This is a genomic window from Pseudomonas sp. SWI7, from assembly GCF_006351945.1.
Lineage (GTDB): Bacteria > Pseudomonadota > Gammaproteobacteria > Pseudomonadales > Pseudomonadaceae > Aquipseudomonas > Aquipseudomonas fulva.
Map to the genome: position 1 here is coordinate 3,453,739 of NZ_CP040930.1, position 21,059 is coordinate 3,474,797.

Annotated in this window: 14 protein-coding genes; 2 read left to right on the forward strand and 12 right to left on the reverse strand. The window is 62.7% G+C overall.

Features of this window, described 5'->3' with window-relative positions; genetic code table 11:
• Window positions 1-67: 67 nt before the first annotated feature.
• On the forward strand, window positions 68-5,587 hold the full coding sequence (locus tag FH041_RS15835; protein WP_257225202.1) for a dermonecrotic toxin domain-containing protein: 5,520 nt from the start codon (window positions 68-70) through the stop codon (window positions 5,585-5,587).
• A gap of 48 nt (window positions 5,588-5,635) precedes the next feature.
• Here FH041_RS15835 and hutG read toward each other — a convergent pair whose 3' ends face one another.
• The 7 genes from hutG to hutC form a co-directional block, all read right to left on the reverse strand.
• Entirely contained in the window at window positions 5,636-6,439 is an 804-nt protein-coding gene (gene hutG, locus FH041_RS15840; protein ID WP_027914059.1) for an N-formylglutamate deformylase, read from the reverse strand.
• Window positions 6,440-6,449: 10 nt separating this feature from the next.
• On the reverse strand, window positions 6,450-7,655 hold the full coding sequence (gene hutI, locus FH041_RS15845; protein ID WP_049696736.1) for an imidazolonepropionase: 1,206 nt from the start codon (window positions 7,653-7,655) through the stop codon (window positions 6,450-6,452).
• Between the two features lie 15 nt (window positions 7,656-7,670).
• Window positions 7,671-9,074 (reverse strand): amino acid permease, encoded by a 1,404-nt coding sequence (locus FH041_RS15850; RefSeq protein WP_028687268.1) that lies wholly within the window; start codon window positions 9,072-9,074, stop codon window positions 7,671-7,673.
• 67 nt (window positions 9,075-9,141) lie between these two features.
• Window positions 9,142-10,674, reverse strand: coding sequence for a histidine ammonia-lyase (gene hutH / locus FH041_RS15855; RefSeq protein WP_049696738.1), 1,533 nt, complete (start codon window positions 10,672-10,674; stop codon window positions 9,142-9,144).
• 98 nt (window positions 10,675-10,772) lie between these two features.
• Window positions 10,773-12,446, reverse strand: coding sequence for a urocanate hydratase (gene hutU / locus FH041_RS15860; protein WP_027914063.1), 1,674 nt, complete (start codon window positions 12,444-12,446; stop codon window positions 10,773-10,775).
• Window positions 12,447-12,581: 135 nt separating this feature from the next.
• Entirely contained in the window at window positions 12,582-13,151 is a 570-nt protein-coding gene (locus tag FH041_RS15865) for a HutD family protein (protein ID WP_104925718.1), read from the reverse strand.
• The gene (gene hutC, locus FH041_RS15870) at window positions 13,148-13,858 is read right to left on the reverse strand and encodes a histidine utilization repressor (protein WP_173645899.1); all 711 of its coding nucleotides are present in this window, start codon (window positions 13,856-13,858) and stop codon (window positions 13,148-13,150) included. Before hutC ends, FH041_RS15865 begins: the two co-directional genes overlap by 4 nt.
• A 143-nt stretch (window positions 13,859-14,001) precedes the next feature.
• On the opposite strand from hutC, the gene FH041_RS15875 reads away from it, so the two are divergent.
• Window positions 14,002-15,366 carry a formimidoylglutamate deiminase gene (locus FH041_RS15875; RefSeq protein WP_104925717.1) on the forward strand — a complete coding sequence of 455 codons (1,365 nt, stop codon included), beginning with the start codon at window positions 14,002-14,004 and terminating at the stop codon, window positions 15,364-15,366.
• 104 nt (window positions 15,367-15,470) lie between these two features.
• On the opposite strand, the gene FH041_RS15880 is transcribed toward FH041_RS15875, so the two are convergent.
• The 5 genes from FH041_RS15880 to FH041_RS15900 form a co-directional block, all read right to left on the reverse strand.
• Entirely contained in the window at window positions 15,471-16,043 is a 573-nt protein-coding gene (locus FH041_RS15880; protein WP_027914067.1) for a lipocalin family protein, read from the reverse strand.
• Window positions 16,040-16,294, reverse strand: coding sequence for an outer membrane protein assembly factor BamE (bamE, locus tag FH041_RS15885; RefSeq protein WP_027914068.1), 255 nt, complete (start codon window positions 16,292-16,294; stop codon window positions 16,040-16,042). Before bamE ends, FH041_RS15880 begins: the two co-directional genes overlap by 4 nt.
• A gap of 290 nt (window positions 16,295-16,584) precedes the next feature.
• Entirely contained in the window at window positions 16,585-17,181 is a 597-nt protein-coding gene (locus FH041_RS15890; protein WP_027914069.1) for a DUF924 family protein, read from the reverse strand.
• 3 nt (window positions 17,182-17,184) lie between these two features.
• Complete coding sequence (locus FH041_RS15895) at window positions 17,185-18,195, reverse strand: class 1 fructose-bisphosphatase (protein WP_023532920.1); 1,011 nt, start codon at window positions 18,193-18,195, stop codon at window positions 17,185-17,187.
• A gap of 242 nt (window positions 18,196-18,437) precedes the next feature.
• The gene (locus FH041_RS15900; RefSeq protein WP_027914070.1) at window positions 18,438-20,888 is read right to left on the reverse strand and encodes a glycogen/starch/alpha-glucan phosphorylase; all 2,451 of its coding nucleotides are present in this window, start codon (window positions 20,886-20,888) and stop codon (window positions 18,438-18,440) included.
• Window positions 20,889-21,059: the final 171 nt, after the last annotated feature.

The following is a 21,059-nucleotide window of genomic DNA, read 5'->3' on the forward strand; positions in this document are numbered from 1 at the left end:
TATCTACCTCCTTTCTCCTTCCCCGGCCCTACAGAGTCCTTCACCTCATCGTGCAGAGGACTGCTAAATGCCAACACCCACCAGCGACACCCTACCCTCACAAGGTGTCCATTACTCCACCATTGCCAAGCGCATCCCCCAGTGGCTGAAAAAAAGCCCGACCCACACGCACCAGGCCATGCGCAATTGGCGGCAGGCACCTGCCTGGCTGGCGTCAGCGATCACGGAGCAACCGGCCGTCGCGCGTGCCTGGAGCATCGAACACGCACAGCACCGTCAGCACCAAGCGCAGGTCGCGGCGCTGTTCGAGCAGGTTGCAGAGCTGGAGATCTATGCCAGAAAGGCGTTGACCGAAGCCATTGCCGAACGCTTTGGTCTACAGGTCGATGTCGACAAGAGCTACCTGGTGGACGCGCGCCTGATCGAGGAGCACAACGCCCTGGACGGGCGGCAGGCCGTGGAGCGGGCGACCCGTTCACTGCTTCAGGCAGCCCTGCATAACTTCGAGGCGTCCGCCGCCGTTGAAGGTGGCATGGATGCACCCGATGGGCTCCTGAAAAAATCGGTGATTCTCGACCACCGGCGTTTCATGGGCACCGTGCCTATCACCAATGCACTGGACATCCCGGCAGAAGCCTTCGCCGACCTGTGTCGGACGTTGGACATTGGTGGGAAATATCACGACCTGATACACGCGATCTACTACCCGGCCGCAACGGCTGACCGCAGTGCGGACGAGGTGGCCCTGGAGGTGTATCAAACACTGGGGCGGGCGGAGGAATCGGCTTGGCGACAGTCCCTGCACTACGCTCGCTTGAAGGGCGATATCAGCGAGACGTTCTACACCGCCGCGCTGGAAGTACCGCTCGATCAAAAGCTGGATCCTCTCGCATCGGGGTTCAGGTTCAGCGAGCTGCAACTCTGGGGCTGCGTACTGACGGGAGTAGTGGTCATCGAGAGGCAATCGGGTGCCGATAGCCGCATTGCGCTGTATATCCCCGACGACGAGGAAACACCCCTCAAGGCGTTCGCCGATACGCAGGCCATGCATGACGCACTGCGGGATCGGCTCCAGGCTGACATGGGCTACCTGGACAAGCATGTGCCCGAGCGCGACAAGGGGATGGTTAGACAGCGCCTGCAAGCGCGTCTGACACCACCGGGCTGGAGTACCCGCGGCCTGCACGAGCCCGTACGCGATCCACATGCCAGGCTCTACCCCGTTCAAACGCCTTTCACCCACGCGTTCCAGGGGCTCATGGCCTTTCGCAAGGTGGAACGTCATGAACAGGACGTGCTCTTCCACGCTGTCCCAACCCAGATCGTGGACCGGCGTACGGCCCAGGCTCACCGCGAGCTCATTGCCGGGCGCGCGTTGCTGGCATTGAACATCGCCGGCTTCTTCGTGCCTGGCCTTGGGGAGGCCATGCTTTTGGTGGGCATCGTCCAGCTGGCCCATGAGGTGTATGAGGGGATCGAAGCCTGGGAGGCAGACGAGCGCGACACAGCTTACGACTACCTGATCGATGTCGTCGAGAACGTGGCGGTCATGGCTGCGCTGACAGCTGCCGGCCATGCGCTCAAAGGCGCGCCGCAAATCCCAGGGGGCGACGAACCCATCGTCGAAGAACCCGACGACGAATCGGGTGATGCGCGCATTCCCGTCGAGACCCCGTCATTCATCGAAGAGCTGGAAGACGTGGACATGCCTGATGGGCAGGTTAGCCTGTGGAAACCTGACCTGACGCCCTATCAAATCCAGGACCCACTGCCACAGTCATTGGCACCGGATGAGCAGGGCCTGTTGTTGCATGAGGGTCAGCAACGGCTGGTGCTGCAGGGTCGCCAGTATCAGGTCGTGTCAGACGCCGACACTGGCCAATACCGGCTGCAGCACCCACGGGGCGAGCATCGCTATCAGCCACCGCTGCGCTACAACGGCGCTGGCGCGTGGATACAGGTCACCGACCGCCCCGCTACCTGGACAGGTTCGACCTTGTTGCAACGAATGGGGCACCTGAGTGCTGACTTCGATGAGCCGACGCTGCAACGGATGCTGCAGATCAGTGACACGGACGAAGATACCTTGCGCAGGGCGCTGGTGGAGAGCGAGCGATTGCCGGCGTTGCTGCAAGACACCCTCCAGCGGTTCAAGCTTGACCAGTCGATCAGCCAGTTGCCCGTCACGGCAGACCGCTCAACCGAATTTTTCAGAGCCTACAGGCGCATGGCATCGGCCCAGCTGCCCGACGCCGAACCGGTCATGCGGGCATACCCCGGTCTTCCAGCCGCCATTGCCGACGAGCTGGTACGCAGCGCGACTGCCAACGAACGGGGCCTGCTGGCAAGCGGTAGGGTACCGCTACGCCTGAGCGAGGAAATTCGTGTTTATCTGCAACAGGTCCGTCTGGCGCGGGCTTACGAGGGGCTGTTTCTGGTAGGGGCTCAGAGCTGGGACAGCGATCGACTCGTACTGCATACCTTGCCGACACTCAGGCAATGGCCTACCGGTACCAGGCTACAAATCCTGCGAGGTGGGTTCTGGCCCACTCAAGCCGAGGCAATCGGCCCCAAGCAAGGTAACCCCTGCGTAACCATCATCCATGCCCCTGCAGGGTACATCGTCCAGGATCAAGCCGAGTCATCTCGGTTGGTAACGGCACACCCGGACCTCTTTACCGCGCTTCACGAGGCGCTGCCAGACGTCATGGCACAACTCGGCGCGGCTGACGCTGCGGCCCTGCGGCACCTGATGCAGGAAAGTCCGTTGCTGCCTCGCCCAGCCTTGCGCAGGGCCCTGGGCATGCGACCGGTGCGCCCCGGCTATCGGTCACCCATGCGCCTTGCCGAGGGCCGCCTGGGGTATCCGCTGAGCGGCGGTGGCCCGCAAGCCCATGCGGTCTCTTATTCGCAGCTCCTTGCAGAGGTCGAGGCATTGGAGCTGGCGCAGCGTACCGGCCGCTCTGCCGATCAGGTGATCAATACGCTGGCCAGCAGCGGCCGCACGCGCCTGCAGATTTTCGAACACCTGCAACGTTTGGCCGAGCAGCGCACCGAACTGCAAAGCAGGCTCGATGACTGGAGCGAGGCCATTTCGCCGTCGACCGATGCGGCAGCACGCAACTACGATGCGTTGCGCGAGGCTATCGTGCAGTTCTGGTATGACACGGCGTTGGACGAAGGCGACCGGAGCACGTCCGTGTTACGCCTGGCGCTGATCTCTCTGGCCGATATTCCGTTGAACTTACCCGAGTTCTTCTACCAGCGAGTGCGCAGCCTGACCCTCTATGACCTGCCCTCAGGCGCGATGGCCAGCTGGGCGCAGAACGAGCGTTTGCTGCAACGCCTGCTCCGTCAGATGCCGCAACTCCAGGCATTGGAAATTGACCGGCCCTACACACCGCGGGCAACACCCTCGGCATTCATATTCAGCATTCCCACCATTCTGGAAAACCTGCCACAGCTGCAGCGCTTGGTACTGACCAACCAGAACATTGCCTTGTCCTCCAGTGACCTGGACATGCTGACCGGTGCCCGGCAGCTGCGTCATCTGGACCTTTCCGGAAATCGCTTGGCACAAGGCAACCGTCCGAGCTTCCACGCGCTCACACTCGATTACCTCGGGCTCGACCGCATGCATCTGTCGCAATGGCCGATGGGCATCGACAGCGATGCCTTGAGCCGCATCGGTGAGCTGTCCCTGCGCGCCAATAACCTGCTCACGCTGCCATCGTTCCTGCTGCACGAAGCCGAATCACTGCGACTCCCGCCGGTCATCAACCTTGAAGGCAACCCGATCAACGAAATTCACGTGCAGCGTTTGCTCATGAACGAGCAGCTGGACACTTCTGGTATTCGCGTGGACCAGCCGCCGTCGCTTATCGAGGGAATCACGCGCCTGCGCACCGAGCGCTCGCAGGTACGAGAAGCGCTGGAGGGCTGGGCGCAGGCATCGAGTTCCAGCAACCCCCTGACACAAACCGCCCTGGCCGAGCGTCAACGCATTGAAACGGCGATCAATGATTTCTGGACATATCAGGAACAGGGCCATCGATACCTCAGGCTGCATCTGGAAGACGTGTCGATCGAGCACTTCCCGAGGCGCCTGCCCCCCTTCTTTGGCGAGCGTGTTCGCGCCCTGGCCTTGACCCGCTTGCGAGGCACGACTGCGCAGCTTGATGAGCTGCTCAGTCGGTTTCCGGGTATCACGCGCCTGACCATAGACGGTCATCAAGCGCCGCAATCGACACTGCCTACCGCCTTGCTGCGCTTGCCGGAGCTGGAGTACCTGGAGTTGCGCAACATGGGTTTGGAAATCGATGAGCCTATGTTCGAGATTTTTGGCCGCCTGAACCACCTTACTTCGCTGGACCTTTCGGGCAACCGGGTGGGCACCATCAATCGTGTTCCTGCACAGCTTGCAGCGAATCTCCAGTCCCTGGTGCTGAGCAACATGGACCTGCAGGGCTGGCCGCACTGGTGCGACCTGTTGCTGCCGCTCGAGTTGCTCGACCTCAGTTCGAACAACATCACCGAACTGCCGGACCGTGTCCTGTCGAACCTGGATAGCACCATCCCGATTTCTTCTGTGTCCCTGTTGGACAACCCGCTGCCAGCCGAAACCATCCAGCGGGTCCGCACGTTTTCCGACAGCCATCACAGCTTCTCCTTCGCCTTGGACATTCCCACCGACCTGCTCACCGATGGTTCCAGTGATGGCTCTCTGGACCACCCGCACTTTCCGGTGTCCGGTGACGATACCCCACGGATGGAATCGTGGATGTTGGGAAATGCACTGCAAAATGAATCCCTGCAGGTATGCTGGGACGCGCTTGCAGGCAGTGACTTGCTGCGCCTGGTGGGCCGTCTGCAAAACGCAGCCCCTTACGTGGAGCCCGCTACTCGGGGCAGGTTCTGCGAACGGGTGCGACTGATGCTGGTCGCGGCGGTCAGCAACCCGACCGAGCGGCCATTGCTGGAAAGCATCGCTGTAGCGGCGCTGCCTGACGAAAATGGCGCACAAACCTGTCATGACGGCGCGCTTCAGGCGTTCAACAACATCGAGTTGTACCTGATGCATCAACGTGTCGTGATCGATGCAGGAGATAGCCTGCAGCAGATGCGCCAAAGGCTGTTGCAGCTGTTCCGGGTAGAGGAACTCGAACACCTTGCCCAGCACCGCTCGATACCGGGGGATCTGGTTTCGGTGCGCCTGGCTTATCGCCGCGAACTGGCCAAGGAACTCGAGCTGCCCATCGCCGACCGCATGCGTTTCCGAAGTGCTGCCAACCTGGCGGCCGATGAGCTTTCGAGCGTGCTCGAACACGTGCGCAAGCGCGAACACAGCGAAGCGTTCATCGACTATCTGCTGTCCAGCCAGGACTGGACCCAGCGCCTTCGCGGTGAATACGCCGAGCGGTTCGAGGAGGTTGAAAACCGGTACCGCCAGCGGGTACTGGAACTGGCCAACACCAGCCATCCGCTGCAGGAAGAGGTCATCTTGCAACAAGGCTTGCAGATGGATCGGGAACTCGAGGAGCAGGCACTGCTGCGCGAACTCACGCTCAAGGAGGTCGCCAAAGGCTGACGATTGACCGGGCGGCGCGCATACCCCGCGCTGCCTGGCCGATTGCCTTCAGTTGCGATAATGCGCCTGACCCCAGGCTAGCAGTGCTTGCAGAAGCTGCTTGAGCACCGTCTGGGTGGGGCCTGCCAAATCTTCACGGTAGCTGAAAGGTTCACGCTCTAGCATGTAGGTGCTTTGCGCAAGCTCGAGCTGGACGGCGTGAACGTGCGCGGCTGGGTTGCCGTAATGACGGGTGATGTGCCCGCCCTTGAAGCGCCCATTGAGCGCATGATCGTAACCGTGCGCCTGTTGACAGACGTGCGTTAGCCGCTGGGCCAGGCTGGGGTCGCAACTCGCATCATTGAAGGTCCCGAGGTTGAAGTCCGGTAGCTTGCCGTCGAACAACCGAGGAATGTGCGAGCGGATGGAATGGGCGTCCCAGAGCAGGGCATAGCCGAACGTCTCACGCAAACGTGCCAGCTCATGCCTGATTGCCCTGTGATAAGGGTGCCAGATGTGCTCAAGGTAATGCTTGCGCTCTGCCGGGCTTGGCGCCAGCCCCTCCTTGAACAAAGGTTCACCTTCAAAGAGCGTGTCCGGATAAAGCCCCGTGGTGGCCCCGGCATACAGCGGCTTGTCGTCCTCTGGGCGATTGAGGTCGATGACGAAGCGCGAATACTCGGCCGTCAGTACACTGGCGCCCAGCGCCTGGGCGAAATCGTACAGACGGGGAATGTGCCAGTCCGTGTCGGGCAAGCTGCGCGCCTGATCGACCAGGCCATCGGCCACTGCCGGGGTCAGCTTCAGGCCCGCATGGGGAATGCTGATCAACAGCGGCAATTGACCCTGGTGAAAGCTCAGTACCTTGTCCATCTCGCCTCGCTCAGATATCCAGTTCATGGCCGCCGCGCACGACGCGCTTGGGCAGGTCGCCGCCAAGCCAGTAGGCCAGGTCGGCAGGGCGTTCTATTTGCCAGGCAACGAAGTCGGCGGCCTTGCCCGCTTCAAGAGTGCCATGGCTGCTTCCCATGCCCAGCGCTTGCGCCGCATGGGTGGTGACACCGGCGAGGGCCTCTTCCGGCGTCATGCGGAACAAGGTGCAGCCCATGTTCAGCATCAGCCGCAGTGACAGGCCCGGTGAGGTGCCCGGGTTCAGGTCGCTGGCCAGGGCGATTTTCACGCCGTGCCGACGCAGGGCCTCCATCGGCGGAACTTGGGTCTCGCGCAGAAAGTAGAACGCGCCGGGCAGCAAGACGGCCACGGTGCCAGCCGTTGCCATGGCCACGGCATCTTCTTCTGTCATGAATTCCAGGTGATCGGCCGACAGTGCCTGGTAGCGGGCGGCCAAGCTGGAGCCGTGCAAGGAAGACAATTGTTCAGCGTGCAGCTTGACCGGCAAACCCAGTTGCTGTGCCTTGATGAACAGGCGTTCAACCTGGACGGGTGAGAAGGCCAGGTGTTCGCAGAAGGCGTCCACCGCATCCACCAGCCCTTCTGCTGCCAATGCCGGCAGCATGTCATCACAGATGTGGGCAATGAAGTCGTCGCTGCGTTCGGCGTATTCCGGCGGCAAGGCGTGAGCCGCCAGGCACGTGGCCCGAACCGTGATACCCAGCTCGTCACCCAGACGCCGGGCTACACGCAGCATCTTGCGCTCGTTGACCAAGTCCAGGCCGTAACCGGACTTGATTTCCAGGGTGGTCACACCGTCGCGCATCAACGCCCGGACGCGCTGCCGGGCGCTGGCGAACAGCATGTCTTCACTGGCGGCGCGGGTGGCCCTCACGGTGCTGGCAATGCCCCCGCCCTGCGCGGCGATCTCGGCATAGCTCACACCTTGCAGCCGCTGTTCGAACTCGCCGCTGCGGTTGCCGCCGAATACCGCGTGCGTGTGGCAATCGATCAGCCCGGGGGTCACCCAAGTGCCGCCCAGGTCCACCGTCTGCTCGGTCCCTTCGACTTGCCAGTCGGCACGTGGGCCGATCCACAGGATCCGCCCACCACCGGTCACGATGGCGGCGTCTTCGATGATCGAATAACGGCCTTGGGCCATGGTTGCCACGTGGCAGTGTTGCCAGAGGGTTTTCATGCAGGTTCTCCTTTGCTAGCGATGCAACTCGGCGGCTTCGGCCACCGACGCGCCCTGCCCTGTGCGCGGCTTGCACCACAACAGGTAGGACGCCACCAGAAAGACCAGCCAGACCATGCCGACCAACAACGCCGCCTGGGTGTCCGGGAAATAGCCAAGCACACCGAAGACGAAGACCATGAAGGCGATGGCCAATGCCGGGCCCCAGGGCCAGAACGGTACCGGGAACTTGAGCTCGGCCATCTGCTCACGGCTCATGCGCCGCCGCATCGCCACCTGAGTGATGAGGATCATCAGCCAGACCCAGACGGTGGCGAAGGTAGCGATCGAGGCGATCAGCAGAAACACGTTTTCAGGGATCAGGTAATTGAGCAGTACCCCGACCAGCAGTGCTGCCCCCATCACCACCACCGTCATCCACGGCACGCCATGCCTGGACAGCCGGCTGAAGCCCTTGGGGGCATGCCCCTGCTGGGCCAGACCATACATCATGCGGCCCGCACCGAAGATATCGCTGTTGATGGCAGAAACGGCCGCAGAGATCACCACCACGTTCAGCACCGCAGCCGCAGAGCCGATCCCCAGATTGCTGAAGATCTGCACGAAGGGGCTGCCCTGGCTGCCAATCTGCGGCCAGGGGTACAGGCACATCAGCACGAACAGGGTGAGCACATAGAACAGCAGGATGCGCAGGGGCACGGCGTTGATCGCCTTGGGAATTACCCGTTGCGGATCCTTGGCCTCGCCTGCGGTCACCCCGATGATCTCGATGCCGCCAAAGGCGAACATGACCACGGCAAACGAGGCGATCAACCCGGCGACACCGTTAGGCATGAAACCGCCATGCTCGAACAGGTTGCCCACGCCCACGGCCTGCCCGCTGCCCACCTGGCTGAAGCCGAAGACCATGATGCCAAGGCCCGCCAGGATCATGGCCACGATCGCGCCCACCTTGAGCAAGGACAGCCAGAATTCCAGTTCGCCGAATACCTTGACGTTGCACAGGTTGAGCGCACCGATGACCAAGACGATGCCCAGCACCCATGTCCAACGGGCGACCTCTGGGAACCAGAAGCCCATGTAGATGCCGAACGCCGTCACATCGGCGATGGCGACGATGACCATCTCGAACGCATAGGTCCAGCCGAGGATAAAGCCGGCCATGGGGCCCAGGTAGGTGCTGGCGTAGTGACCGAATGAGCCGGCCACGGGGTTGTGTACGGCCATTTCGCCCAATGCCCGCATGACCATGAATACCGCAGCGCCGCCGATCAGATAGGCCAGCAATACCGCCGGGCCGGCCATCTGGATGGCCGATGCCGAGCCGTAGAACAGGCCGGTACCGATGGCAGAGCCGAGGGCCATGAAACGAATGTGGCGGGCAGTCAGCCCGCGCTTGAGACCTTGTGCAGGTTGCATGTCACGTCCTTGAATTGTTTTTGTGGTCGTGAGATACGGGGGCCGCCACCAAAGGCCCCCGAGCGCATTACAGACTTGGTAGCACGCCCGCTGGCAACAGCGCGGTCAGGCTGCCTTCGGCCAGCAGGTGCACGGCCTTTTCGATGTCCGGTGCAAAGAACCGGTCGCGGTCGTAGTGCGGCACTTCACGGCGTAATGCCTGGCGCGCCTGTTCGAGCCTGGCGGAGGTCTTGAGCCCCTTGCGCAGGTCCAGGCCCTGGCAGGCGCCCAACCACTCGATCGCCAGCACGCCCCGGGTATTTTCAGCCATTTCCCATAGGCGCTTGCCGGCAGCCGGGGCCATTGAGACATGGTCCTCCTGGTTGGCGGAGGTCGGCAGGCTGTCGACGCTGTGCGGGTGGGACAGGGCCTTGTTCTCGCTGGCCAGTGCGGCGGCGGTGACCTGGGCGATCATGAAGCCCGAGTTGACCCCACCGTTCTCCACCAGGAAGGGCGGCAACTGGGACATGTGCTTGTCCATCATCAGCGAGATGCGGCGCTCGCTCAACGCGCCCATTTCGGCGATGGCCAGGGCGATGTTGTCGGCGGCCATCGCCACCGGCTCGGCATGGAAGTTACCGCCGGAAACCACGTCGCCTTCGGCGGCGAACACCAAAGGGTTGTCCGACACGGCATTGGCCTCGACGCCGAGTACCTCGGCAGCCTGGCGCAGTTGGGTGAGGCAAGCGCCCATCACTTGTGGCTGGCAGCGCAGCGAGTAAGGATCCTGGACCTTGTCGCAGTTCTGGTGCGAAAGCGATACCTCGCTGGTGTCCCCCAGCAGGGCCCTGAAGCAGGCAGCGGTGTCGATCTGTCCGCGCTGGCCGCGCACCGCATGGATACGGGCATCGAAGGGCGAGCGCGAACCAAGGGCGGCTTCCACGCTGAGCGCGCCGCAGGTGACCGCGGCGGCGAACAGGTCTTCGCCATGGAACAGCCCGCGCAGGGCATAGGCCGTGGAGGCCTGGGTACCATTGAGCAGGGCGAGCCCCTCTTTGGCGGCCAGGGTCAACGGCTCAAGACCGGCGATGGCCAGGGCCTCGGTAGCCGCAAGCCACTGGCCCTTGTAGCGCGCCTTGCCCTCGCCCAGCAGTACCAGGGACATGTGGGCCAGCGGCGCGAGGTCACCGGAGGCGCCGACCGAGCCTTTGAGGGGGATGTGGGGATAGACCTCGGCGTTGACCAGCGCGATCAGCGCGTCGATGACCTTGCGGCGAATACCGGAGAAGCCGCGGCTCAGGCTGTTGATCTTCAGCACCATGATCAATCGGACCAGCGCGTCATCGAGCGGCGCACCGATCCCGGCGGCATGCGACAGCACCAGCGAACGCTGCAGGTTTTCCAGGTCGTGGCTGGCGATACGGGTCGACGCCAGCAGTCCGAAACCGGTGTTGATGCCGTAGGCGGTACGGTCCTGCGCGATGATCTGCTCGACGCAGGCCACGCTGGCATCGATGGCCGGGCCGGCGCTGGCGTCGAGTTGAAGCCGTACAGGGCCTGCATGCACAGTGCGCAGTTGCGCCAGGGTCAGGCAGCCGGGCTTGAGGGTAAGTTCGGTCACGTTGCTACTCCAGTTCGCGAGGCATGACCGGCAGCGCCAGCCCGCCTCTTCTTGTTGTCGAGTATCACCCTTGTGGGGTGCGTTGCAGAGGGGCGTGATCAGCCGGTGATCATCGGCAGGTCCAGCCCCTGCGCTTGCGCGCACTCAATGGCGATAGCGTAACCGGCATCGGCGTGACGCATGACACCGGTGCCTGGGTCATTGGCCAGCACGCGAGCGATACGAGCCGCCGCCTCGTCGCTGCCGTCACAGACGATGACCATGCCCGAGTGCTGGGAGAAGCCCATGCCGACACCGCCGCCATGGTGCAGCGACACCCAGGTGGCACCGCTGGCGGTATTGAGCAGGGCATTGAGCAATGGCCAGTCGGAGACCGCATCGGAGCCATCGCGCATGGCCTCGGTTTCGCGGTTGGGGCTGGCGACCGAGCCCGAATCGAGATGGTCGCGCCCGATCACGATCGGTGCCGACAGCTCGCCACTGCGCACCATTTCGTTGAACGCCAGGCCCAGCTTGGCCCGCAGCCCCAGCCCTACCCAACAGATGCGGGCCGGCAAGCCTTGGAAGCTGATGCGCTCGCGGGCCATGTCCAGCCAGCGGTGCAGGTGGGCGTCGTCGGGGATCAATTCCTTGACCTTGGCATCGGTCTTGTAGATGTCTTCGGCTTCGCCGGACAACGCTGCCCAGCGGAAGGGGCCGATGCCCCGGCAGAACAGTGGACGGATGTAAGCCGGCACGAAACCTGGGAAATCGAACGCATTGGCCACGCCTTCTTCCTTGGCCATCTGGCGAATGTTGTTGCCGTAGTCGAAGGTGGGCACGCCCTGCTGCTGAAAATCGAGCATGGCCTGTACATGCACGGCCATCGACTGCTTGGCAGCCTTGACCACGGCCACCGGGTCGGTCTGGGCGCGGTCGCGGTACTGCTCCCACGTCCAGCCGGCGGGCAGGTAGCCATTGAGCGGGTCATGCGCGCTGGTCTGGTCGGTGACCATGTCTGGCCGCACCCCGCGCCTGACCAACTCAGGCAACACGTCGGCCGCATTGCCATGCAAGGCAATGGAAATGGCCTTGCCTTCGGCGGTGTAACGGGCGATGCGCGCCAGGGCATCGTCCAGGTCAGTGGCCTGCTCATCGACGTAGCGGGTTTGCAGGCGGAAATCGATACGGCTTTGCTGGCACTCGATGTTCAGCGAACAAGCCCCGGCCAAGGTCGCGGCCAGTGGCTGGGCCCCACCCATGCCACCCAGACCTGCGGTCAGCACCCACTTGCCCTTGAGGCTGCCGCCGTAGTGCTGGCGACCCGCCTCGACGAAGGTTTCGTAAGTGCCTTGGACGATGCCCTGGCTGCCGATGTAGATCCAGCTGCCAGCGGTCATCTGGCCATACATGGCCAGGCCTTTGGCGTCCAGCTCGTTGAAGTGCTCCCAGCTGGCCCAGTGAGGGACCAAGTTCGAGTTGGCGATCAGCACGCGTGGTGCGTTGCTGTGAGTCTTGAACACGCCGACCGGCTTGCCGGACTGGACCAGCAGGGTTTCGTCGTCTTCCAGACGGGTCAGGGTTTCGACGATCTTGTCGTAGCAGTCCCAGTTGCGCGCGGCCCGGCCGATGCCACCGTACACCACCAGTTCCTTGGGGTTCTCGGCGACCTGCGGGTCGAGGTTGTTCATCAACATGCGCAGTGGCGCTTCGGTCAGCCAGCTTTTGGCAGTGAGCGTATTGCCACGCGGGGCACGGATTTCAACGTCACGGTATTTGTTGTTGTCGGTCACGGGAATGTCCTTTGCGGTCGGCTGCAGCAGATGTGTCGTGAAACAATACAAACACATCTTTACTTGTATGTACAAGCATGGACAAGTGAAATTCGCAGACCTTGACGCCGCAAGCGATGCCAGCCCAGGGTCAGCTCAACGGGGATCGAGTTCGATCAGGCAGCACTGCCCCTGTACGTCCAACGCCAGCAACGCTTCGTTACCTTCCAGTTGCAGGCAGTCATGACGCCCCAATTGCAGGACCTGGTGCCCCGCCGCCACTTCTACCGCTTGGCTGGCGGCAAACAGCAGTACGGTCGAGGCCGAGGTGTGCAGACGGCTGACACCCTCCAGCCACTGCAAGCGCGCCCGATAGCGCTGCGGTGCATAGATGAGGTTGAAATCACGAATCGGCCCGCCGATAAGGTGGCAATCGACCTCGCTTGCGCCGTCGAAGGCAAACCCGTCGAATGGCAGCAGCGGCCGGCTGAGTTGGCCGTCTACCCACAGACGCATGCCATCGCCCTGCAGCACGGTGATGATCCGCTGGTAGCCGGCGAAGCTCGAAAAGGCGCCCGACGCCTGGATATCGGCAATCGACAAGCGCCAGCCAAAACCGTCCAGGCCCTTGCCGTGGTCACGGGCGATTTCCTCGGTGAAGCCAGCGCCGTTTTTCCAGGGCATGCGCGGATAGTCCCGCGCCTGCAACACATGCAATCGGCTCATTTGCCAAAACGTCCTTCCAGGCGATGGCGCGAACCGGGGTGAATCAGGCGCGCGGCCGTGACCGGCTGGCGCCCGGACCAGGTACGGCGGCGGATCAGCAGGCATGGCTCGCCGCGTTCGATTTGCAGGAGCTGGCATTCTTCAGGCTCTGCCAGGATCGCCTCGACCACATGCTCGCCCTCTGTCAGCGGAGCTACCTGGGACAGATAGGCATAAGGCGTCTGACGGGTGAAGTCCTGCAGAAGGTATTCGGGCGCCACGGCCGCATTGACGTATCGATCTTCGATCTGCACCGGGGTATCGTTCTCGAAATGCACGATCAGCGAATGAAATACCCGCTGACCTTCGCGCATGTTCAAGGCCAGCGCTCGCTCGGAACCTGCAGCTTCCTCGGCAAGCACCACGACCTGACAGCTATGCCGGTGCCCGCGTGCGGCGATTTCGTCGGCGATGTTGTTCACTTCGAACAGCGCCGAGCGGCCTTTGGGCTCGGCTACGAAGGTGCCGACACCTTGCATGCGCACCAACAGCCCCTCGGCTGTGAGCTCGCGCAGGGCGCGATTGATGGTCATGCGGCTGAAGCCCAGTTGGCTGACCAGTTCGCTTTCCGAGGGCACACGGTGATGCGGCGGCCAGCTACCGTCGTCGATGTGCTGCTTGATCATCTGTTTGACCCGCGCGTACAGCGGCGCCGGGCCTTCGCCCATGGGGGCAACCAGCGCGTTGGCAGGAGGTGTCGGCACGGCCAGAAATCCTTGTGCATAAGAAATGAGCGTTAGCTTGCCGGAGTTTACCCGGCAGGCAAACGCCTGTATATGTATATACAAGCTAACAAGAACAGGAGCCTGCAATGCCCGCCTATTTTGCCCAACGCGCCTTGTTGCCTACGGGGTGGGCCCGAGACGTGCGCTTAGACGTCGGTACGGACGGGTTCCTGACACGCATTGAAGCTGGCGCTTGCGCCGACGGCGCAGAGCGTCTGGCGGGCCCCCTACTTCCCGGTATGCCGAATGTGCACTCCCACGCGTTCCAGCGGGCCATGGCCGGGCTTGCCGAGGTCGTCGGCGACCCCAATGACAGCTTCTGGACCTGGCGCGACCTCATGTACCGGCTGGTCGGGCAGATCACGCCTGAGCAGCTGCAGGTCATCGCCCGCCAGCTCTACATCGAGATGCTCAAAGCGGGCTATACCGCGGTGGCGGAATTCCATTACGTGCACCATGACCAGGCAGGCAATGCGTATGCAGACCCGACCGAGTTGTCTCGTCGGATCAGCGCAGCGGCCACGCAGAGCGGCATCGGCCTGACCCTGCTGCCGGTACTCTACAGCCATGCAGGGTTTGGCGGCCAAACGCCAAGCGATGGCCAGCGCCGGTTCATCCAGTCCACCGATCACTACCTGCGTTTGCAGGCGCAATTGGCGCCGCTGCTGGCCGCGCAACCGGCGCAGGGGCTGGGCTTGTGCTTTCACTCGCTGCGGGCCGTGACGCCTGGGCAGATCGCCGAGGTATTGGCGGCCAGTGACGGCAAATGCCCGGTGCACATTCATATTGCCGAGCAGCAACGGGAAGTCGATGACTGCCTGGCCTGGAGCGGCCTGCGACCCTTGCAATGGCTGTATGAGCACGTGGCCGTGGATGAGCGCTGGTGCCTGGTGCACGCCACACACGCCCAGCCGGACGAAGTGACAGCCATGGCCCGCAGCGGCGCCGTGGCGGGATTGTGCCTGACGACCGAAGCCAACCTGGGCGACGGCATTTTCCCGGCCACAGACTACCTGGCACAGGGCGGGCGCCTGGGGATTGGTTCGGACAGCCATGTCTCGCTAAGCGTGGTTGAAGAGCTGCGCTGGCTGGAGTACGGCCAGCGCCTGCGCGACCAGCGACGCAACCGCTTGCATCGCCGCGACCAACCGATGGTCGGGCGCACCTTGCTCGACGCTGCGTGGGCAGGGGGTGCACAGGCGCTGGGTCAGCCCATTGGCGAACTGGCTGTAGGCAAGCGCGCCGACTGGCTGGTGCTTGATGATCAGGACCCCTACATCGCCATGGCCGACGGTGATGGCATTCTCAATCGGTGGCTGTTTGCCGGCGGTGACCGGCAGGTTCGCGACGTGATGGTCAATGGCCAATGGGTGGTACGCCAAGGCCATCATCTGCAAGAGGAGCAAAGCCGCGCGGCATTCGCTCAGGTACTGCGGCAGCTTTTGGGATGACCCTATCAAGGCCGCTTAGCGGCGGCCGCGATTCGAGCTGAGGCGCTACAGCAGGCCCCGGGTAGGCATGACGTTCGCTTCCGCCCACCACGCCTGCAACCCACTCAGTGCATCTTGACGATCTGCTGGTCGGAAGCTCGCCAGATCAACCGGCTGGTGTCGTAGCCCTGCTGGCGGGCCTTGGCCAGCAAGTGTTCGCGCTCCCAGGCCGGCAAGCTGGGCGTGCGTGACAGAATCCACAAGTACTTGCGGTCCGGGCTGCCGACAACCGCGGTGCGGTAGCGCTCGTCCACATACAAGATCCAGTATTCGCCCCTGGCAACGCCAGGGACCAGGCGTGTGAACCAGTTGTCGAATTCCACCCACAGCCTGTCGGTATGCCCTGGCGCCTCGATGTAGGCACGGCCTTCGGCACGCAGCCACTCGTCACCCAGGGTGCGGCAGCGGTTCAGCAAACCGAATGACCCGTCGGGTTTGAGGTTGTAATGGGCCTCCGACTGTTCGCAGCCGGCCTGATAGCGCATGGGCAAGCGTGCAAGCTCGTACCACTTGCCCTGGTAACGCTTGAGATCCACCTGCCCCGCGGTCTTCGGTGCAAGCGGGTCGTTCATCGACCCCGCGCACCCGCCGAGCAAGAGGGTCAGGCACAGGCCCAACAGTAGCCCGGCAGCCCTCATTTGAGACCCTGCCCCGAATACATCAAGACCTTGTCCGACGCGTACTGCACGCTGATGAAGCTCCGCTCGTCCCCCCACGTGCAACTGCTCATGCCCAAGGCGCCAGAACACTCGGTCGGCGTGCCGAGCAATTGCTCGACCTCGGCCTTGCTCATGCCGGCTTTGAGTTTGGAATAGTTTTCCTGATTGATCTTGCTGCAGGCGGCGAGCACGACACACAGCGACAACAGGGCGAGGGAACGCAACGACATGAAGACACTCCTGAACGAGGGAGCAGGCGAGTGGCCTGCAGTGCCCTTCGACGGGAAAATGCCTCCCAGGTTCCCTGTTGGACCTGCCCAAGACCGCTACCGCTGATCGGGAAAATGGCTTATTCGAATGAGCCGCCCGGGGCTTGGTGTGTTCAATATGGGGTTTTAGGTGCCTGGGCCGGGTCTGAAACAGCAGACACTAATGGGGCCGCTGTGCGGTCCCAATGGTGTCAAGTCAATCGCATTAGCCCATGGAGGGCGGCCTCAGTCATTGGACGTAGAGCGCTGCTTCAGAACCTGGAACCCGGCTCGAGCAGAAAATCCATCTCTTCACTGGTACTGGGCCGGTCCAGCACGAGGTTGCGGTGCGGGAACCGGCCAAACCGCTCGATTACCCGCTGGTGTTGCTGGGCATAATCCAGGAAGCCTTCGAACAACCGACGGTTGGCTTCAGGTTGCTCGTCAAGCAGCACCTGGTAGCGCTCGACGGACATGTTCTGCCAGTCCAGCACTTCGGCATGCTCGAGCACCAGCAGCACGAATACCCGCTGGATCGGGAGCAACTGATAATCCCAGTCCTTCTGCAACCCCTGCAGGGCGACCACTTGCGCACGCCGATCACCCTCGAACGCACGTGGCGTGTCGCGGTAGATCATGCGTGGCAGCTGATCGAGCAGTAGCAGAAGCCCAAGCCAGCCCTGAGGGCTCTGCTGCCACTCGTCGAGCCCACCTGCCAAGGCCTGGTCGACAAGCTCACCGAACAGCGCCTGGGCCTCGGCGTCGTGATGCTTGCCGAACCATTGGGCGCTCTTCTCGTCAGCCACGGCCTGGGCGCTGGTGCCCCAACCGAACCACCATTCCAGCAAAGGCTGCCAAGGTGCGAGCATGACTTACTCCTTGTGGTAGGCGGTGACGCGCTCAACCTCTTCCTTCGAGCCCAGGATCACCGACACACGCTGGTGCAGGCTCTCTGGCTGAATGTCGAGGATGCGGTCGTAGCCGTTGGTGGACGCGCCACCGGCCTGTTCGATGATGAACGACATCGGGTTGGCTTCGTACATCAGGCGCAGCTTGCCCGGCTTGCTCGGCTCACGGGCATCGCGCGGGTACATGAACAGGCCGCCACGGGTGAGGATACGGTGTACGTCGGCCACCATCGAGGCGATCCAACGCATGTTGTAGTTCTTTTTCAGCGGGCCGGTCTCGCCTGCCAGCAGCTCGCCCACGTAGCGCTGTACCGGGGCTTCCCAGTGACGCTGGTTGGACATGTTGATGGCGAATTCGGCGGTGGTTTCCGGAATGCTGATGTTCTCGTGGGTCAGCACGAAGCTACCCAGTTCGCGGTCCAGGGTGAAGCCCTTGACGCCGTTGCCCAGGGTCAGAATCAGCATGGTCTGCGGGCCATAGATGGCGTAGCCGGCCGCAACCTGCTCGGTACCCGGCTGCAGGAAGGCATTTTCGTTCAGGGTTTCGTTCTGGCTCAGGTACTCGTTAGGGCAACGCAGTACCGAGAAGATGGTACCGACCGACACGTTGACGTCGATGTTGGAGGAGCCGTCGAGAGGGTCGAAGACCAGCAGGTAGGCACCTTTGGGGTAGCGACCCGGAATCTGGTAGGCGTTGTCCATTTCCTCGGACGCCATGCCGGCCAGGTGACCGCCCCATTCGTTGGCTTCGAGCAGGATGTCGTTGGAGATGACGTCCAGCTTCTTCTGGACTTCGCCCTGGACGTTTTCGGTGCCCATGCTGCCCAGCACACCGCCAAGGGCGCCCTTGGACACGTGATGGCTGATTTCCTTGCACGCACGCGCCACCACTTCGATCAGGAAGCGCAGATCGGCAGGGGTATTGTTGCTGCGGGTCTGCTCAATCAGATAGCGACTCAGGGTAACGCGGGACATGTATGGCTCCAACAGGATTGGGGATGGAAAACCCACGCAGTTTACAGGGAGAGCGGCGGGCTAGCGAGCGATGAGACTCGCCACGGCTGTCAGACGGCACAATGGATCGGGAGTTCAGCGCTCGCCAGGCCGACGGTCGGCACAGGGCTGCCCGGCCCCATGCTGGCGCCGGGCGGCCTGTGATCGCTGCTGCTGGCAACGTCGACGAGCCAGGTGGCGGTGCCCACCTGGCCTGCCCTGTGTCAGTCCAGCGCCTTCCAGATCTCGGTCGCGTACTCGCGGATGGTCCTGTCCGATGAGAACCAGCCCATGCGTGCCGTGTTCAGCACCGCCATGCGCCACCACTGCTGCGGCTTGTGCCACAGGTCTTCCACCCGCTGCTGAGCGTCCCAGTAGGCATCGAAATCGGCACAGACCATGAAGCGGTCGTAGCCAATCAGGCCATCGATCAGACCGGTGTAACGCGAAGGGTCGTCCGAGGAAAACACACCACTGCGGATGGCCTGCAACACGTCGTTCAAGCGCCCGGAGGCCGCGATGGCAGCCGAGGCGCCGAAATCGCCGGCGCGCTTGCGCGCTTCCACTTGCTGCGCCGTCAAGCCGAAGATGAACATGTTGTCGGGGCCGACCTGCTCGCTCATCTCCACGTTCGCGCCATCGAGGGTGCCGATGGTCAGGGCGCCATTGAGGCCGAACTTCATGTTGCTGGTACCCGAGGCCTCGTAGCCGGCCGTGGATATCTGCTCGGAAAGGTCCGCCGCCGGGATGATGCTTTCGGCCAGGCTTACGTTGTAATTGGGCAGGAACACGACCTTGAGCAGGCCGCGCACGGTGGGATCGTTGTTGACCACCCGGGCGATGTCGTTGGTCAGCTTGATGATGAGTTTGGCCTGATGGTAGCTGGCCGCTGCCTTGCCCGCGAAGATCTTGACCCGGGGTACCCAGTGCGTACCCGGGTCGTGGCGAATAGCCTGGTACAACGCTACGGTGTGCAGCAGGTTGAGCAGTTGCCGCTTGTACTCGTGGATACGCTTGACCTGCACGTCGAACATCGCTTCCGGGTTCACCGTAACGCCCACGCGATCCTGGATGATGCTCGCCAATGCACGCTTGCTGTGCAGCCGCTGCGCTGCGAACTGCTTGCAGAAACTGGCTTTGTCGGCGAACGGAACCAGCCCGGTCAGCAGGCGCTCAGGGTCGTCCAGCAGCTCGGGGCCCAACGCCTCCACCAGCATGCCGGTCAGTTGGGGGTTGGACTGATAGAGCCAGCGGCGGAAGGTGATGCCGTTGGTCTTGTTGTTGATCCGCTGGGGGTACAGCTTGTGCAGCTCGGAAAAGACCGTGCTTTTCATCAACTGGCTGTGCAGCGCCGATACGCCATTGACGCTGTGCGAGCCCAGGAACGCCAGGTTGCCCATGCGCACCCGCCGGCCGTTGTCTTCTTCGATCAAGGACACGGCACGCAGCAGGTCGAAATCATGCATGCCTTTGGCACGCAACGAATCGATATGGTAGGCGTTGATCAGGTAGATGATCTGCATGTGCCTGGGCAGCATGCGCTCCATCAGGGCCACCGGCCAGGTTTCCAGGGCCTCGGGCAGCAAGGTGTGGTTGGTGTAGGCCAAGGTGCCCACGGTCACTTCCCAGGCGGTGTCCCAGGGGATTTGATGTTCGTCGACCAGCAACCGCATCAGCTCGGCCACGGCGATGGAGGGGTGGGTGTCGTTGAGTTGGATAGCCGCCGCATCGGGCAGGTTGAGCAAGTTATCGTGCATGTTCAGGTGCCGACGCAGCAGGTCTTGCAGCGATGCCGACACGAAGAAGTACTCCTGGCGCAGGCGCAGCTCCTGGCCAGCCTCGGTACTGTCGGCCGGGTACAGTACGCGGGAGATGCTTTCGGCGCGCGCCACCTCGGCAACGGCGCCCAGGTGGTCCCCTGCGTTGAAGCGCTCCAGGTGCAGTTCCTCCAGCGCCCGTGCACGCCACAGGCGCAAGGTATTGACGCTGGAGCCTCTCCAGCCAACGACCGGCGTGTCGTACGCCACCGCCCGGACGGTTTCGCTGGGAGACCACACCTGGCGCTGGTTGCCATGCGTGTCGCTGACCGTTTCGACGCTGCCACCAAAACTGATGGGGTAGATGACTTCGGCCCGCTCGAATTCCCACGGGTTGCCGAAATCCAGCCAGTTTTCCGTCTGTTCCTGCTGCCAACCGTCCACCATGGCCTGCCGGAACAGCCCGTGCTCGTAGCGGATACCGTAACCATGCGCGGCAATGCCCAGCGTTGACATGCTTTCCATGAAGCACGCTGCCAACCGGCCCAAACCGCCGTTGCCCAGCGCCGCGTCGGGCTCAAGCAGGCGAATGCGCTCCAGGTCCACGTCCAGGCCATCCAGCGCGTCGCGCGCGATGTCCAGCAAGCCCAGGTTGCTCAGGCTGTCATACAGCAGCCGACCGATCAGGAACTCCAGGGAGAGGTAATACACCCGCTTCTGACTGCGTCGGTAGGATTGCCGGGTATGGTCCATCCAGTGATCGACCATATGGTCGCGCGCAGCCAGGGCGATGGCTTCGAACCAGTCATGGTCGAAAGCATGCTCCGGGTCCTTGCCGACGGCATAGGTAAGTTTATCCAGCACTGCAGCGCGAAAATCCGCGACTTCAGCGTCACGCGCTTTGGGTTCCTGGGACATGCGTCATCCTCGGGGCAAATGGACAAGAGCAGAAAGCAAATGTTGAGCCTAGACGCTTCGACCGGCCGCAATCACCAGTGTTCGAGTATTTGCGTGGCCGCATGCAACCGGTCATAAAATTGTTCATAAATTGAGCAATTCCGGTATCATCGCGCGCCCTATACCGTGATC